The sequence below is a fragment of the Marinobacter sp. LV10MA510-1 genome, assembly GCF_002563885.1.
GTDB lineage: Bacteria > Pseudomonadota > Gammaproteobacteria > Pseudomonadales > Oleiphilaceae > Marinobacter.
On record NZ_PDJA01000001.1, the window covers coordinates 3,714,807 to 3,729,465 of the forward strand.

10 protein-coding genes are annotated in these 14,659 nt (G+C 55.4%); 8 read left to right on the forward strand and 2 right to left on the reverse strand.

The window, feature by feature from the left end; genetic code table 11:
• Positions 1 to 58: 58 nt before the first annotated feature.
• The gene (recN, locus tag ATI45_RS17965) at positions 59 to 1,735 is read right to left on the reverse strand and encodes a DNA repair protein RecN (protein ID WP_098420987.1); all 1,677 of its coding nucleotides are present in this window, start codon (positions 1,733 to 1,735) and stop codon (positions 59 to 61) included.
• A gap of 259 nt (positions 1,736 to 1,994) precedes the next feature.
• Here recN and grpE point away from each other — a divergent pair, with 259 nt between their 5' ends.
• The 7 genes from grpE (at position 1,995) to greA (ending at position 11,850) form a co-directional block, all read left to right on the forward strand.
• A complete protein-coding gene (gene grpE, locus ATI45_RS17970) occupies positions 1,995 to 2,603 on the forward strand; it encodes a nucleotide exchange factor GrpE (protein WP_098420988.1) in 609 nt (202 codons plus the stop codon).
• A gap of 91 nt (positions 2,604 to 2,694) precedes the next feature.
• Positions 2,695 to 4,620 (forward strand): molecular chaperone DnaK, encoded by a 1,926-nt coding sequence (gene dnaK, locus ATI45_RS17975; RefSeq protein WP_098420989.1) that lies wholly within the window; start codon positions 2,695 to 2,697, stop codon positions 4,618 to 4,620.
• 83 nt (positions 4,621 to 4,703) lie between these two features.
• Positions 4,704 to 5,831: a molecular chaperone DnaJ gene (gene dnaJ, locus ATI45_RS17980; RefSeq protein ID WP_098420990.1), complete on the forward strand. Its 1,128-nt coding sequence runs from the start codon at positions 4,704 to 4,706 to the stop codon at positions 5,829 to 5,831.
• Positions 5,832 to 5,890: 59 nt separating this feature from the next.
• The gene (gene dapB / locus ATI45_RS17985) at positions 5,891 to 6,694 is read left to right on the forward strand and encodes a 4-hydroxy-tetrahydrodipicolinate reductase (protein WP_098420991.1); all 804 of its coding nucleotides are present in this window, start codon (positions 5,891 to 5,893) and stop codon (positions 6,692 to 6,694) included.
• Positions 6,695 to 6,921: 227 nt separating this feature from the next.
• On the forward strand, positions 6,922 to 8,052 hold the full coding sequence (gene carA, locus ATI45_RS17990) for a glutamine-hydrolyzing carbamoyl-phosphate synthase small subunit (protein WP_179888428.1): 1,131 nt from the start codon (positions 6,922 to 6,924) through the stop codon (positions 8,050 to 8,052).
• Between the two features lie 95 nt (positions 8,053 to 8,147).
• Positions 8,148 to 11,366, forward strand: a complete 3,219-nt coding sequence (gene carB / locus ATI45_RS17995; protein ID WP_098420993.1) for a carbamoyl-phosphate synthase large subunit — start codon at positions 8,148 to 8,150, stop codon at positions 11,364 to 11,366.
• Between the two features lie 4 nt (positions 11,367 to 11,370).
• Complete coding sequence (gene greA, locus ATI45_RS18000) at positions 11,371 to 11,850, forward strand: transcription elongation factor GreA (RefSeq protein WP_098420994.1); 480 nt, start codon at positions 11,371 to 11,373, stop codon at positions 11,848 to 11,850.
• A gap of 86 nt (positions 11,851 to 11,936) precedes the next feature.
• Here greA and yhbY read toward each other — a convergent pair whose 3' ends face one another.
• Positions 11,937 to 12,248, reverse strand: a complete 312-nt coding sequence (yhbY, locus tag ATI45_RS18005) for a ribosome assembly RNA-binding protein YhbY (RefSeq protein WP_098420995.1) — start codon at positions 12,246 to 12,248, stop codon at positions 11,937 to 11,939.
• A 374-nt stretch (positions 12,249 to 12,622) separates the two neighbouring features.
• Here yhbY and ftsH point away from each other — a divergent pair, with 374 nt between their 5' ends.
• The gene (gene ftsH / locus ATI45_RS18010) at positions 12,623 to 14,587 is read left to right on the forward strand and encodes an ATP-dependent zinc metalloprotease FtsH (RefSeq protein ID WP_098420996.1); all 1,965 of its coding nucleotides are present in this window, start codon (positions 12,623 to 12,625) and stop codon (positions 14,585 to 14,587) included.
• Positions 14,588 to 14,659 lie beyond the last annotated feature (72 nt).

The following is a 14,659-nucleotide window of genomic DNA, read 5'->3' on the forward strand; positions in this document are numbered from 1 at the left end:
AAAAAAGGGGCGAGCCTCTGGCCCGCCCCGAAAACTCTCAGTAGAGAGGGGGATACTTTTAGTGGTGGGTTGCTTGCCCCTTGCTGTACATTTCTTTGGCGTGGGCAATGGTTTGTTCCGTCATATCCACACCGCCCAGCATGCGGGCAACTTCGCTGATTCGGCCCTGATCGTCCAGGGTTTCGATTTTCGAGAAGGTCGCTTCCTGTTCTGTGAACTTGCTAACGAACAGGTGTTGATGGCACTGGGCTGCCACCTGCGGCAAGTGAGTAACACACAACACCTGACCGTTTTCGCCGAGTGCCCTTAGCAGCTTGCCCACGACTTCCGCTGTGCCACCGCCAATGCCTACGTCTACTTCGTCGAACACCAATGTTGGTGTGGTAGAGGTTTGCGCCACCACCACCTGGATGGCCAAGCTGATTCGCGATAGTTCACCGCCCGAGGCGACTTTTGCCAGTGGTCGCGCCGGCTGCCCCGGATTGGCGCTAACCAGAAATTCGGTGTCTTCGTGGCCATGAGCCGCCGGCTCGTTACGGTTGTCTGCTAGCTGTGTAACAAACTGCATATTGGGCATGCTCAGCTGAGCCAGTTCTGCCGCCACGCGAATGTCCAGATTCACCGAAGCGTGCTGGCGTAACTGCGTCAGTTGGTCGGCCAGCGCGTTGTATTCCAGTAATTGTTCGTTCAGTTCGGTCTGAAGTTGCTCCAGGCTGCCGGCGCCGCCGTCCAGATCGGCCAGCTCACCGTTCAGCCGCTGGTGCAGGTCGAACAGTTGTTCAGGCATGATGCGATGCTTGCGCGCCATCTGGTAAATCGCACTCAAGCGATCTTCTATTTCTGCCAGGCGTTGCGGGTCCGCTTCGTAATCATCAACAAAGCGACGCAAATTGTCGCCGGCTTCGCTGATTTGTATCTGAGCTTCGCTCAGCATTTGCAGGGTATCGGCCAGCGCTGGAATTTCCGTTGGCAGCTGCTCAAGTTGCTGCAACGCCTGGCGCACCAGTGCAGCAGCGCTGGTGTCGTCTTCAGAGCACAGTAAAGCCGCCTGGTTGCTGTGGTGCAAAATAGTGTCAGCCTGGCTCAACTCTTGCTGTTGCTGTTCCAGGTGCTGCTGTTCGCCTTCTTGCAGGCCCAGTCGATCCAGCTCTTCTACCTGATAGCGCAACAGTTGCAGTCGGGCCTCGGTTTCGTCGGCGTTGTTCTGGCGCTCGACCATTTGCTGGCGGGTTTTATTCCACCCACTCCAGGCCTGACGGGTTTGCCCGGCCAGCTCCTCGGCCCCGGCGTATTCATCCAGTAAGGTGCGGTGGGTATCTTTGCGCAATAACGATTGATGTTGGTGCTGGCTGTGAATATCCATCAGCAAGCCGCCCATTTCTTTCAGGTGGCTTAGCGGGCAAGGTTGGCCGTTGATGTAGGCGCGGGAGCGGCCGTCGCGGCTGATGGCACGGCGCAAAATGCAGTCGTTATGATCGTCTAGTTCGTGCTGCTCCAGCCAGCTGCGTGCAGCGGCAATGGCCGAAATATCGAAGGTAGCGGTAATGTCAGCCCGCTTCGCGCCGTAACGCACGGCGCCGGCGTCTGCCCGCCCGCCCATGGCAAGGCCGAGCGCATCCAGCACAATCGATTTGCCGGCACCGGTTTCCCCGGTAAGGGCGGTCATTCCTTTATGGAAGTGTAATTCCACCCGTTCCGCGATGGCGTAATTGGAAACCGTTAGCTGTGTGAGCATGCCGAAACCTCCGCTCTATCTATATGCTATGTGTCTGAATACTGTTTTTTCATACAGTGACTGTGAATATATACAGGCTTTTTGATTGTTGCAAACTCTATAGCGTCAACTTTGTTGCAAAATGCGGCGCGCATCGGTTGAAACTGCGTCACGGGGCCCCATATCGATTTGCAAACACTTAGTTCCGGCCGTTACGGCCGGTATCCGATTTTGGCAGACCGTGGTCACACCGGTCGCGTTTCACTCATCAGGAGTAGTCATGAGCACTGACGAAAAACGTAACGAGCAGTTTACAGACGAGCTACAACAGGCTGTAGACAATGCCGCAGAAGGCAACGCAGAAGCAGCCGAGGCAGCACCAGAAAGCTCACCATCTGCCGACCTTGAAGCACTGCAGGCGAAGGTCCAGGAGTTTCAGGAGCAGGTGCTGCGTTCCCAGGCAGAAATGCAGAACGTGCGCCGCCGCGCCGAAAACGACGTCGAAAAAGCCCACAAGTTTGCGGTAGAAAAGTTCGTTAGAGAACTGTTGCCGGTGGTAGACAGTCTGGAAAAAGCGGTTGAAAGCACCGAAGGCCACGAATCTTCTGGTGACTTGGTGGCGTCCATTCGCCAAGGCGTAGAGCTTACTCTTGGAATGTTCCTGTCTGGCCTCAAGAAGTTTAACGTTGAGCGCCTTGATCCTGTAGGCGAACCGTTTGATCCGCAATACCACGAGGCGATGTCTATGGTGCCGGCGCCTAACACCGAGCCCAACAGCGTGGTTGCGGTTATGCAGAAAGGTTATGTGTTGAACGGCCGTGTTGTACGCCCGGCGATGGTGATGGTGGCCAAGCCCCAAGATGCACCAAAAATTGATGAGCAGGCTTGAAAAATAGCTTAAAGCGCCAATATAGTTTTTAAACAGAACAGTCCGGAGCGATCCTCCGGCCCCAGCTTTCAGAAAGATTTGGAGTGACTCAATGAGCAAGATTATCGGTATTGACTTAGGCACAACCAATTCCTGCGTATCCGTTATGGACGGTGGCAAGGTTAAGGTTATTGAAAACTCTGAGGGCGACCGCACTACGCCGTCAATCGTTGCCTACACCGAAGACGGCGAAATTCTGGTGGGTCAGTCTGCCAAGCGCCAGGCTGTTACCAACCCGTACAACACCCTTTACGCGATCAAGCGTTTGATTGGTCGTCGGTTTGAAGACGACGTTGTACAAAAAGACATCAAAATGGTGCCTTACAAAATCGCCAAGGCCGACAACGGTGATGCCTGGGTAGATGTAAAAGGCCAGAAAATGGCGCCGCCGCAGATTTCTGCGGAAATTTTGAAGAAAATGAAGAAAACCGCCGAAGATTACTTGGGTGAGAAAGTGACCGAAGCGGTTATCACCGTTCCGGCGTATTTTAACGATAGCCAACGCCAAGCGACCAAAGATGCAGGTAAAATTGCCGGTCTGGAAGTTAAGCGTATTATCAACGAGCCGACTGCTGCTGCGCTGGCTTATGGTATGGACAAGAAAGGCGGCGACCGCACCATCGCGGTTTACGACCTGGGTGGCGGTACCTTTGACCTGTCCATCATTGAAATTGCCGATGTAGACGGCGAGCACCAGTTTGAAGTGTTGGCCACAAACGGTGACACCTTTTTGGGTGGCGAAGATTTCGATATGAAAATCATCGAATTCCTGGCTGACCAGTTCAAGAAAGACAGCGGCATCGATCTGCGCGGCGACTCACTGGCCATGCAACGCCTGAAAGAAGCCGGCGAGAAAGCTAAAATCGAGCTTTCCAGTAGCCAGCAGACCGACGTGAACCTGCCGTACATTACTGCTGATGCCAGCGGCCCCAAGCACATGAACGTCAAGCTGACCCGTGCCAAGCTGGAATCCTTGGTGGAAGATCTGGTACAGCGTACTCTTGAGCCGTGTAAAGTGGCTCTGAAAGACTCGGGTTTGAGCATCGATCAGATTGATGAAGTAATTCTGGTAGGCGGCCAAACCCGTATGCCGCTGGTACAGGAAAAAGTAAAAGAATTTTTCGGCAAAGAAGCCCGTAAAGACGTTAACCCGGACGAAGCTGTTGCCATGGGTGCCGCCATTCAGGCCGCCGTATTATCTGGCGATGTGAAAGACGTACTGTTGCTGGACGTTACCCCGCTGAGCCTGGGTATCGAAACCATGGGCGGTGTTGCTACATCGCTGATCGACAAGAACACCACGATTCCGACCAAGAAGTCGCAGACTTTCTCGACAGCGGACGACAGTCAAACAGCAGTAACCATTCACGTGGTTCAAGGCGAGCGCAAGCAAGCTTCGCAGAACAAGTCGCTGGGTCGTTTCGATTTGGCTGATATTCCGCCAGCACCGCGCGGCGTGCCGCAGATCGAAGTGACTTTCGACATCGATGCCAACGGCATTCTGAACGTGTCTGCCAAAGACAAGGCGACCGGTAAAGAGCAGTCTATCGTGATCAAGGCCTCTTCCGGCCTGAACGAGGAAGAAATCGAGAAAATGGTGCGCGACGCTGAAGCTAACGCTGATGAAGACCGCAAGTTCGAAGAGCTGGTTCAGGCTCGCAACCAGGGCGACGCCATGGTTCACGCGGTGCGCAAAACCTTGAAGGACGCCGGCGATAAAGTCAGTGACAGCGAGAAAGAGTCGATTGAAGCGTCTGTAACGGAGCTGGAAGAAGCTCTGAAAGGGTCTGATAAAGACGACATCCAGGCCAAGACCGAGAAACTGACGGAAGTTTCCGGCGAGCTGGCCAAGAAGATGTACGCCGATCAGGCGGAGCAGGGCCAGCCGGCGGAAGGGCAGGAAAAAGCCCAGTCGAACACCGCTGATGACGCTGTTGACGCTGAGTTTGAAGAAGTGAAGGACGACGAGAAGCGTTAATCGATTGACCTAGATTTTTGCCAGTAGTTGGAAAACGCGGGTCGCTCCCGCGTTTTCCTCGTTATAACCACGGGATTTGAAGCATGGCCAAGCGCGACTATTACGAGACTCTCGGCGTAAGCCGGGACGCGGACGACAAAGAAGTAAAGCGGGCGTATCGCAAGCTTGCAATGAAGTACCACCCGGACCGCAACCCGGACGATAAAGACGCCGACAACAAATTCAAAGAAGCCAGCGAGGCCTACGAAATACTCGCAGACGCCAACAAACGAGCGGCCTACGACCAGTTTGGTCATGCCGGCGTTGACGGCCAGGGCGGCGGTGGCTTTGGTGGCGGTAATGGGAATTTCTCGGATATTTTTGGCGACGTATTTGGCGATATTTTTGGGGGCGGTGGTGGCCGTGGCCGCAATACCCGCGGCTCTGATTTGCGCTACACCCTGGAACTGGACCTGGAAGAGGCCGTAAAAGGCAGAACCGTTAAAATTACCATACCCGGCCATCGCGAATGCGAAACCTGTGATGGTAGTGGCGCCGAAAAGGGCTCGCGTCCCGAAGCCTGTGGTACCTGTAAAGGTATGGGTCAGGTGCGTATGCAGCAGGGCTTTTTCACCGTGCAGCAAGCGTGTCCTACCTGCCGCGGCGCGGGTAAGGTTATCAAGAATCCGTGCAGCAAGTGCCACGGCCAGGGCCGGGTAAAAGAAGAGAAAAACCTATCGGTTAAAGTGCCCCCCGGCGTGGATACCGGGGACCGCATCCGCTTGTCCGGTGAAGGCGAGATGGGCATAGAGGGCGGCCCTCCGGGCGACCTGTATGTGCAAATGGCCGTGCGCGAGCACTCCATCTTCACCCGCGATGGTCGCAACCTGTATTGTGAAGTGCCCATCAGCATTGTTGATGCCGCTTTGGGCGGCGAGCTGGAAGTGCCAACGCTGGATGGCCGCGTGAAGCTGAAAATACCGGCCGAGACCCAAACCGGAAAATTGTTCCGCCTGCGCAACAAAGGTGTGGCACCGGTGCGTGGTGGCGGTGCCGGCGATTTGCTGTGTCGGGTGACCATCGAAACCCCGGTACGCCTGACCAAACGCCAGAAAGAACTGTTGAATGAGTTTCAGGATACCCTCGACAGCGGTGACGGCGACCAGCACGGCCCGAAGAAAACATCGTGGTTTAGAGGTGTGAAGAGCTTCTTCGACGAAACAAAATTCTGAGGGCAGTCGGATTGTAGTACTGAGGCCTTATAATAGATGCGAGCTTTGAGGGTTTATAAATGAGAGTAGCCATCATCGGCGCCGCGGGGCGCATGGGAAAAGTACTGATCGAGGCCGTTGACGGCACCGAAGGCCTGCAACTGGGCGCGGCTATTGTTGAACCCGGCAACAGCCTGATCGGCGCCGACGCTGGCGACATGACCGGCATTGGAAAAACTGGCGTCGCCATGGCCGGCAGCCTGGCGGACGTGAAAGATGATTTCGACGTGCTGATCGACTTTACCTTTCCGGATCTTACTCTGGAAAATGCCCGTTTCTGCCAGGCTCACGGTAAATCCCACGTTATTGGTACCACCGGATTGTCTGACGCCGAAAAGCAACAATTGGCACAAGTCGCCGAAAATGTACCGGTGGTGTTTGCCCCCAACATGAGTGTGGGCGTAAATGTGGTGCTGAACTTACTGCGTACTGCGGCGGCCGCGCTGGGTGACGACTACGATGTTGAAATCATTGAAGCCCACCACCGCCACAAAAAAGACGCTCCATCAGGCACCGCGCTGCGCATGGGCGAAGTGGTTGCCGATGCGCTGGGTCGCGACTTGAAAGAATGCGCTGTTTACGGCCGCGAAGGCTTCACCGGTGAACGTACCCGCAAAGAAATCGGTTTTGAAACCATTCGCGCGGGCGACGTTGTGGGCGATCACACCGTGCTGTTCGCCACTGAAGGCGAGCGCATCGAAATCACCCACAAAGCCAGTAGCCGCATGACGTTTGCAAAAGGCGCCATGCGTGCCGCATTGTGGCTGAAAAACAAGCCTGCCGGCTTGTACGACATGCAGGATGTGCTGGAATTGAAGCAATAACGCCATCGGGCGGATTCTTCGTGGACAAAAAGCGCCCCATTTTCTACAATAGGGCGCTTTAACTGCATCAAGCGTAGTTTTTACAGCGCCACGGGAAACCTCTTTTGTTCCCGTAGGACAAAACAGCGGGACGGAGCCATAACTCCCTCTCGCTTTTTTGCGACCTGAATTTGCGCCTACGCTCCCGTTCATGACGAACATGACGCCACTCGATGAGGATAGAAGCCTTGAGCACACCCGCAATCCTTGCACTCGCAGACGGCAGCCTGTTTTACGGCACCGCTATTGGCGCTGCCGGCGAAACCAGCGGCGAAGTGGTGTTTAACACCGCCATGACCGGCTATCAGGAAATACTGACGGACCCTTCCTACGCTCGCCAGCTGGTTACACTGACGTACCCGCACATTGGTAACACCGGCGTAAACCCGGAAGACGTGGAATCAGACCACGTACACGCCGCCGCTCTGATCATCCGCGACCTGCCGCTGGCAGCCAGCAATTGGCGCAGCACTCAGAGTCTTGATGGCTATTTACGCGATAACAATATTGTGGGTATTGCCGATATTGACACCCGTCGCCTCACCCGCATCCTGCGCGACAAAGGCTCCCAAAGCGGTGCCGTTGTCGCCGGCGAAAGCGCTACTGCCGAACGCGCTCTGGAATTGGCACAAGCCTTCCCGGGTTTGAAAGGAATGGACCTGGCGAAAGAAGTCAGCTCGAAAGACGTTAGCCACTGGACAGAAACTGAGTGGGACCTGGTCAGCGGTTACGGCCAGCAGGAAAGCCCGTGCTTTAAAATCGTGGCTTACGATTACGGTATTAAACTGAATATCCTGCGCATGCTGGCATCGCGCGGTTGCGACATCACCGTTGTGCCGGCACAAACGCCTGCCGCCGAGGTGTTGGCGATGAGTCCGGATGGCGTGTTCCTGTCTAACGGCCCCGGTGATCCTGAGCCCTGCGATTACGCCATAAAAGCGATACAGGACATTCTGGAAACCGACGTGCCGGTGTTTGGCATCTGCCTGGGGCATCAGCTTTTGGCCTTGGCCAGCGGTGCCAAAACTATGAAGATGAACCACGGCCACCACGGTGCTAACCATCCGGTGCAGTGCCTGGCTGACGGCACCGTCATGATCACTAGCCAGAATCACGGTTTTGCCGTAGACGAGGCCAGCCTGCCGGCGAATCTGGAGGCTACTCACAAGTCGCTGTTTGATGGCACATTGCAAGGTTTGCGTCGCACCGATAAAGCGGCGTTTAGCTTTCAGGGCCACCCGGAAGCCAGCCCTGGCCCCCACGATGTGGCGCCACTGTTTGACGAGTTTATCCGCTCGATGGAAGCCCGGCGCGCTTAGAGTAAAGGCGAGTGAGGTCGGCCAATGGCCTCGCGCAAACAGGCGCTGCGCACCGCGCTGCAAGAAATTAAAGTTGCTGACAGGTTGACCAAGACATGCCAAAACGTACCGACATTAAAAGCATCCTGATCCTGGGAGCAGGCCCCATCGTGATCGGGCAGGCGTGTGAATTCGACTATTCCGGCGCTCAGGCCTGTAAGGCTCTGCGCGAGGAGGGCTACCGGGTGATACTGGTTAACTCCAACCCGGCTACCATTATGACCGACCCGGCCATGGCCGATGCCACCTACATCGAGCCGATTATCTGGTCAACGGTTGCCAAGATTATCGAAAAAGAAAAGCCCGATGCCCTGCTGCCGACCATGGGCGGGCAAACTGCGTTGAACTGTGCGTTGGATCTGGAAAAGCACGGCGTACTGGCGAAGTACGGCGTTGAAATGATCGGTGCCAACGCCGATACCATCGACAAAGCTGAAGACCGCAGTCGTTTTGACAAGGCTATGAAATCCATTGGCCTTGAATGTCCCCGTGCCGACATCGCTCACAATCTGGAAGAAGCCCACCGCATTGCCGAAAAGGTTGGCTTTCCTTGCATTATTCGCCCTTCGTTCACCATGGGCGGCTCCGGCGGCGGTATTGCGTACAACCGTGACGAATTCGAAGAAATCTGCATTCGCGGGCTGGATCTGTCGCCCACCAGCGAACTGCTGATCGACGAATCCCTGATCGGCTGGAAAGAATACGAAATGGAAGTGGTGCGTGACAAAAACGATAACTGCATTATCGTTTGCGCCATTGAAAACTTCGACGCCATGGGCGTGCACACCGGCGATTCCATTACCGTGGCACCGGCGCAGACCCTGACCGACAAAGAATACCAAATCATGCGTAACGCCTCGCTGGCGGTTCTGCGTGAAATTGGTGTGGAAACCGGCGGCTCTAACGTGCAGTTTGGCATTCATCCGGACACCGGCCGCATGGTGGTGATCGAGATGAACCCGCGGGTATCGCGCTCCTCGGCGCTGGCGTCTAAGGCCACCGGCTTTCCCATTGCCAAAGTGGCGGCCAAGCTGGCGATCGGTTACACCCTGGACGAACTGAAGAACGACATTACCGGCGGTGTTACTCCGGCTTCGTTCGAACCCAGCATTGATTACGTGGTGACCAAGATTCCACGGTTCACTTTCGAGAAATTCCCCCAGGCCGACGCCCGCCTGACCACCCAGATGAAATCGGTGGGTGAGGTGATGGCCATTGGTCGCACATTTCAGGAATCGTTGCAGAAAGCCCTGCGCGGGCTGGAAGTGGGTTCTGACGGCTTTGATGAACAGCTGGAAGAGTTTGACAGCGAAGACAGCCGGCAAACCCTGACCCGCGAGCTCAATGTGCCCGGTGCCGAGCGTATCTGGTACATAGGTGATGCCTTCCGCGCTGGACAGAGTGTGGCGGATATATTCCGCCAGACCCACGTAGACCCCTGGTACCTGGTGCAGATTGAAGACCTGATTAAAGAAGAGCAGGCGCTGCAAGCATTTGGAAAAACCGAGTTGGACCATGCCACAATGTTCCGTTTGAAGCGCAAAGGCTTCTCGGATGCGCGTCTGGCGAAGCTGATGGGAGTGAAAGAAGACGCCTTCCGCGCTATGCGCCACGGCTTGGGTATTCGCCCGGTGTATAAACGTGTAGACACCTGTGCTGCGGAATTTGCCTCAGACACGGCCTACATGTATTCCAGCTATGAAGAAGAATGCGAGTCGAAACCGACTGACCGCGAAAAGATCGTGGTGATTGGCGGCGGCCCCAACCGTATTGGTCAGGGCATTGAGTTTGACTACTGCTGCGTACATGCGGCTCTGGCGATGCGTGAAGATGGTTATGAAACCATCATGATCAACTGCAACCCGGAAACCGTGTCGACCGATTACGATACTTCTGACCGCCTGTATTTTGAGCCGATCACCCTGGAAGACGTGCTGGAAATTATCCACGTTGAAAAACCCAAAGGTGTGATTGTGCAGTACGGTGGCCAAACCCCGTTGAAGCTGGCCCGCGGCCTGGAAGCCGCTGGCGTGCCTATCATCGGCACCAGCCCGGACGCCATTGACTGCGCCGAAGACCGCGAGCGGTTCCAGAAGCTGATCACCGGCCTGGGCCTGAAGCAGCCCGAGAACGCCACCGTGCGCAGTCACGAAGAAGGCATTATTGCCGCCCGCAAGATTGGCTACCCGCTGGTGGTCCGCCCGTCTTACGTGCTGGGCGGCCGCGCCATGGAAATTGTCTATGGCGAAGCCGAGCTTGAGCGTTACATGCGCAGTGCTGTGCTGGTGTCCAACGACAGCCCGGTATTGTTGGACCACTTCCTGAACGCCGCGATTGAGGTGGATATAGACGCCATCTGCGACGGCAAAGACGTGGTCATTGGCGGTATCATGCAGCACATAGAGCAGGCCGGCATTCACTCCGGTGACTCGGCGTGTTCACTGCCACCCTACAGCTTGCCCGCAGATGTTCAGAACGCCATGCGTGACGCTGTCAAACAGATGGCGCTGGCGTTGAACGTGGTCGGCCTGATGAACGTGCAGCTGGCATGGCAAGACGGCGACATTTACGTGATTGAAGTGAATCCGCGCGCGTCGCGTACTGTGCCGTTCGTGTCCAAGGCCATCGGCGTGTCTTTGGCCAAAGTGGCCGCGCGCGTTATGGCGGGCACATCGTTGGCGGATCAGGGCTTTACTCAGGAAATTATACCGGCGCATTACTCGGTGAAAGAGTCGGTGTTCCCGTTTAACAAGTTCCCAGCGGTTGACCCAATCCTGGGGCCGGAAATGAAGTCCACCGGCGAGGTGATGGGAATTGGCGACAGCTTTGACGAAGCCTTCGGCAAAGCCGTGCTGGCCGCTGGCGAGCGCCTGCCATCCACGGGCGTTGCCTTCATGTCACTGCGCGATGTCGACAAGCATGGTGCCGAGCACGTAGCGCGTTCGCTGGTTGAATGCGGTTTCAAGATAATTGCAACCACCGGCACCGCCGCAGCCCTGCGTAAAGCGGGCGTGGAGGTAGCGTTGGTGAACAAGGTTCACGAAGGTCGCCCGCACATTGTGGATGCTATCAAAAATGGCAAGGTCCAGCTGGTGATCAATACCACCGACGGCCGTAAAGCGGTGTCGGATTCGTCCCAGATCCGCCAGTCCGCGTTGCAGGCTAAAATCAGTTACACCACCACCCTGGCAGGTGGCGAAGCCTTCTGTCGGGCCATCAAGTTTGGTCCGGAGCGTACGGTTCGCCGCCTTCAGGATTTGCACTCAGGAAAATAAAATTATGTCGGCAAGAGTACCAATGACCACGTTGGGCGAAGCACGCCTGCGTGCCGAGCTGCAGAAGCTGAAATCGGAAGATCGTCCGCGCGTCATCGCGTCCATCGCTACCGCACGTGAGCACGGCGATCTGAAGGAAAACGCGGAATACCACGCCGCCCGTGATCAGCAAAGTTTTATTGAAGGCCGGATTCAGGAAATTGAAGGTAAGCTCGGTGGCGCTCAGGTGATTGATGTCACCACCATCGAAAACACCGGTAAAGTGATTTTCGGTACCACCGTTCATCTGTTGAATACGGATACCGATAAACAGGTTAAATACCAGATTGTGGGTGAAGACGAAGCGGATATTAAAGACGGAAAAATTTCGGTGTCGTCACCGATTGCTCGCGCCTTGGTTGGTCGTAGAGCGGGTGACGTAGTGGCTATTCGCGTGCCGTCTGGCACCGTGGAATATGAAATTGAAAAGGTTGAGTACATCTGATCAGCGATGTGGCTCACACAAAAAAGCCGGTCTGGAATCCCTGACCGGCTTTTTTGTGTCTGCTGTATGCGCAACCTGCAACTTGGTCAGTGCTTAAGGCGTATCAAGTTAGACAGTTTCGGATTGGGTTTCTCGGCGCGGCGCAAAATCACTGCAATTTTACCAATGGTCTGAACAACTTCAGCCTTGGCACCGGCGCACAGTTCGGTCACTGCCTGTTGGCGTGCTTCGCGATCCTGGCTAGCGATTTTTATTTTGATCAGCTCGTGGTCGTTCAATGCCCGCTCCAGTTCTTCCTGAAGGTTTTCGGTCAGGCCCTTGTCACCTACAATAATGACCGGTTTCAGATTGTGGGCGATCGCCCGGTATTCCCGGCGCTGTTCTGGTGAAAGGCTCATGATGCAATCTCTTTATAGCGGCAATTAACAAAAGGTCAGCACTCGTTGTGCTGCCGTCAACGTATAATGTCGGGATTGTAGCAGAAAGTGCGGCGGGAAAAATCGCCGTTAACACTTATCGCCCGGGCCTTTTGCCCATCAGTGGAACGATACCTGCTTCAATCAGTCAATTCCTTTGGTGGTGGTATTGCAATTCGTTATCAAGTCCCCCACTTAAAGAATTCAGGTGTTTCGGTTGCTGGCACTCGCAGCCAGAAATGACCGGCAAGTTTGGTGGCAGCAAGGCCATTTCTGGTGAACGGCCGTAGAAATGGTGTAAGGTGTCGAAAAAGGGCGTGCCATGGCGCAGCCCGGCAATTCACAGGTGGTGATCCTTGAACAATATGGCAAAAAATCTGGTTTTATGGCTGGTAATAGCCGCAGTGCTACTGATGGTGTTTCAAAATTTCACTCCTACCACCAGTGGCCAACAAGTCAACTACTCCCAGTTTGTGGAGATGGTTCAACAGGGCCGGGTAAACCAGGTCACTATTGACGGTCTGCAGATTGAGGGTACACGCCCCGACGGTTCACAGTTCCAGACGGTCCGCCCGCAAGTGGCTGACAACAAGCTGATGGACGACCTGCTGGCCAACAGCGTTGAGGTGATCGGTAAAGAACCCGAGCGCCAGAGCCTGTGGACCCAATTGCTGGTCGCCGCATTCCCGATTCTGATTATTATTGCGCTTTTTGTATTCTTTATGCGGCAGATGCAAGGTGGTGCCGGCGGCAAGGGCGGCCCGATGTCGTTCGGTAAGAGCAAAGCCCGACTGATGAGCGAAGACCAGATTAAAAACACCTTCGCAGATGTGGCAGGTGTAGACGAAGCCAAAGAAGACGTAAAAGAACTGGTGGATTTCCTGAGTGATCCTAGTCGATACCAACGCTTGGGCGGCCGTATTCCCCGCGGCGTTCTGATGATCGGTCCTCCGGGCACGGGTAAAACCTTGCTGGCAAAAGCCATCGCCGGTGAGGCCAAGGTGCCATTCTTCTCGATCTCCGGCTCAGATTTTGTCGAAATGTTTGTCGGCGTGGGTGCGTCCCGTGTACGCGACATGTTCGAACAGGCCAAGAAGCAAAGCCCGTGCATCATTTTCATTGACGAAATTGATGCGGTCGGTCGTCACCGTGGCGCTGGCATGGGCGGCGGAAACGACGAGCGCGAGCAAACCTTGAACCAGTTACTGGTGGAAATGGACGGGTTTGAGGGTAACGAAGGCGTTATCGTGATTGCCGCTACCAACCGCCCGGACGTGCTAGACCCTGCGTTGCTGCGCCCCGGCCGTTTTGACCGTCAGGTGATGGTGAGCTTGCCAGACATTCTGGGTCGCGAGCAGATCCTGAAAGTGCACATGAAGAAAGTGCCTCTGGATGATGACATCAATCCTGCCGTTATCGCCCGTGGAACGCCTGGCTTCTCCGGTGCCGACCTGGCTAACCTGGTGAACGAGGCAGCGCTCTTCGCAGCCCGTCGCAACCAGCGATTGGTGACTATGCGGGAGCTGGAACTGGCAAAAGACAAGCTTATGATGGGCGCGGAACGCAAGTCCATGGTGATGAACGAAAAAGAGAAACTTAACACCGCGTATCATGAATCTGGCCACGCCATTGTTGGGCGCCTGATGCCAGAGCACGATCCCGTGTACAAAGTGAGTATCATCCCTCGCGGCCGTGCTTTGGGTGTGACTATGTTCTTGCCGGAAGAAGACAGGTACAGCCATTCCAAACGCTTCCTTCATGGCCAGATCAGCAGCCTGTTTGGTGGCCGTATCGCCGAAGAGCTGACCTTGGGTGCAGACGGTGTCACCACCGGTGCTTCCAATGACATAGAGCGGGCGACCAGTCTGGCTCGCAACATGGTGACCCGTTGGGGTCTGTCGGAAAAACTGGGTCCGCTGCAGTACGGTAGTGAAAATGGCGAACCGTTCCTGGGCCGTACCGCTGGGCAACAACAAACCGTGTACTCGCCGGAAACCGCGCAGCGTATTGATGAAGAAGTGCGTAACATCATTGATACCTGTTACGAGACCGCCCGCAACGTATTGGTCGAGCATCGCGATAAGCTGGATTTGATGGCCGAAGCTCTGATGAAGTACGAGACTATCGATCGACTCCAGATCGACGATATTATGGAAGGCCGTGATGCCCGTGCGCCAAAAGGCTGGGACGATCGGGGTGGCTCTTCGGGCGGCGAGGCTACTTCAATAGATAAGGAAGATACTTCGACTGGAAGCAAAGTGAATGGCAAAGCCGGTGACGATTCTCAGGGTGGCGTTGGCCGCCCGGCTGGAGAGCACTGAGCGATTTGTAACGCGCTAGTTAGGAAGAAGTAAAAAACGCCGCCCGCTTTAGGGCGGCGTTTTTCATTGTAA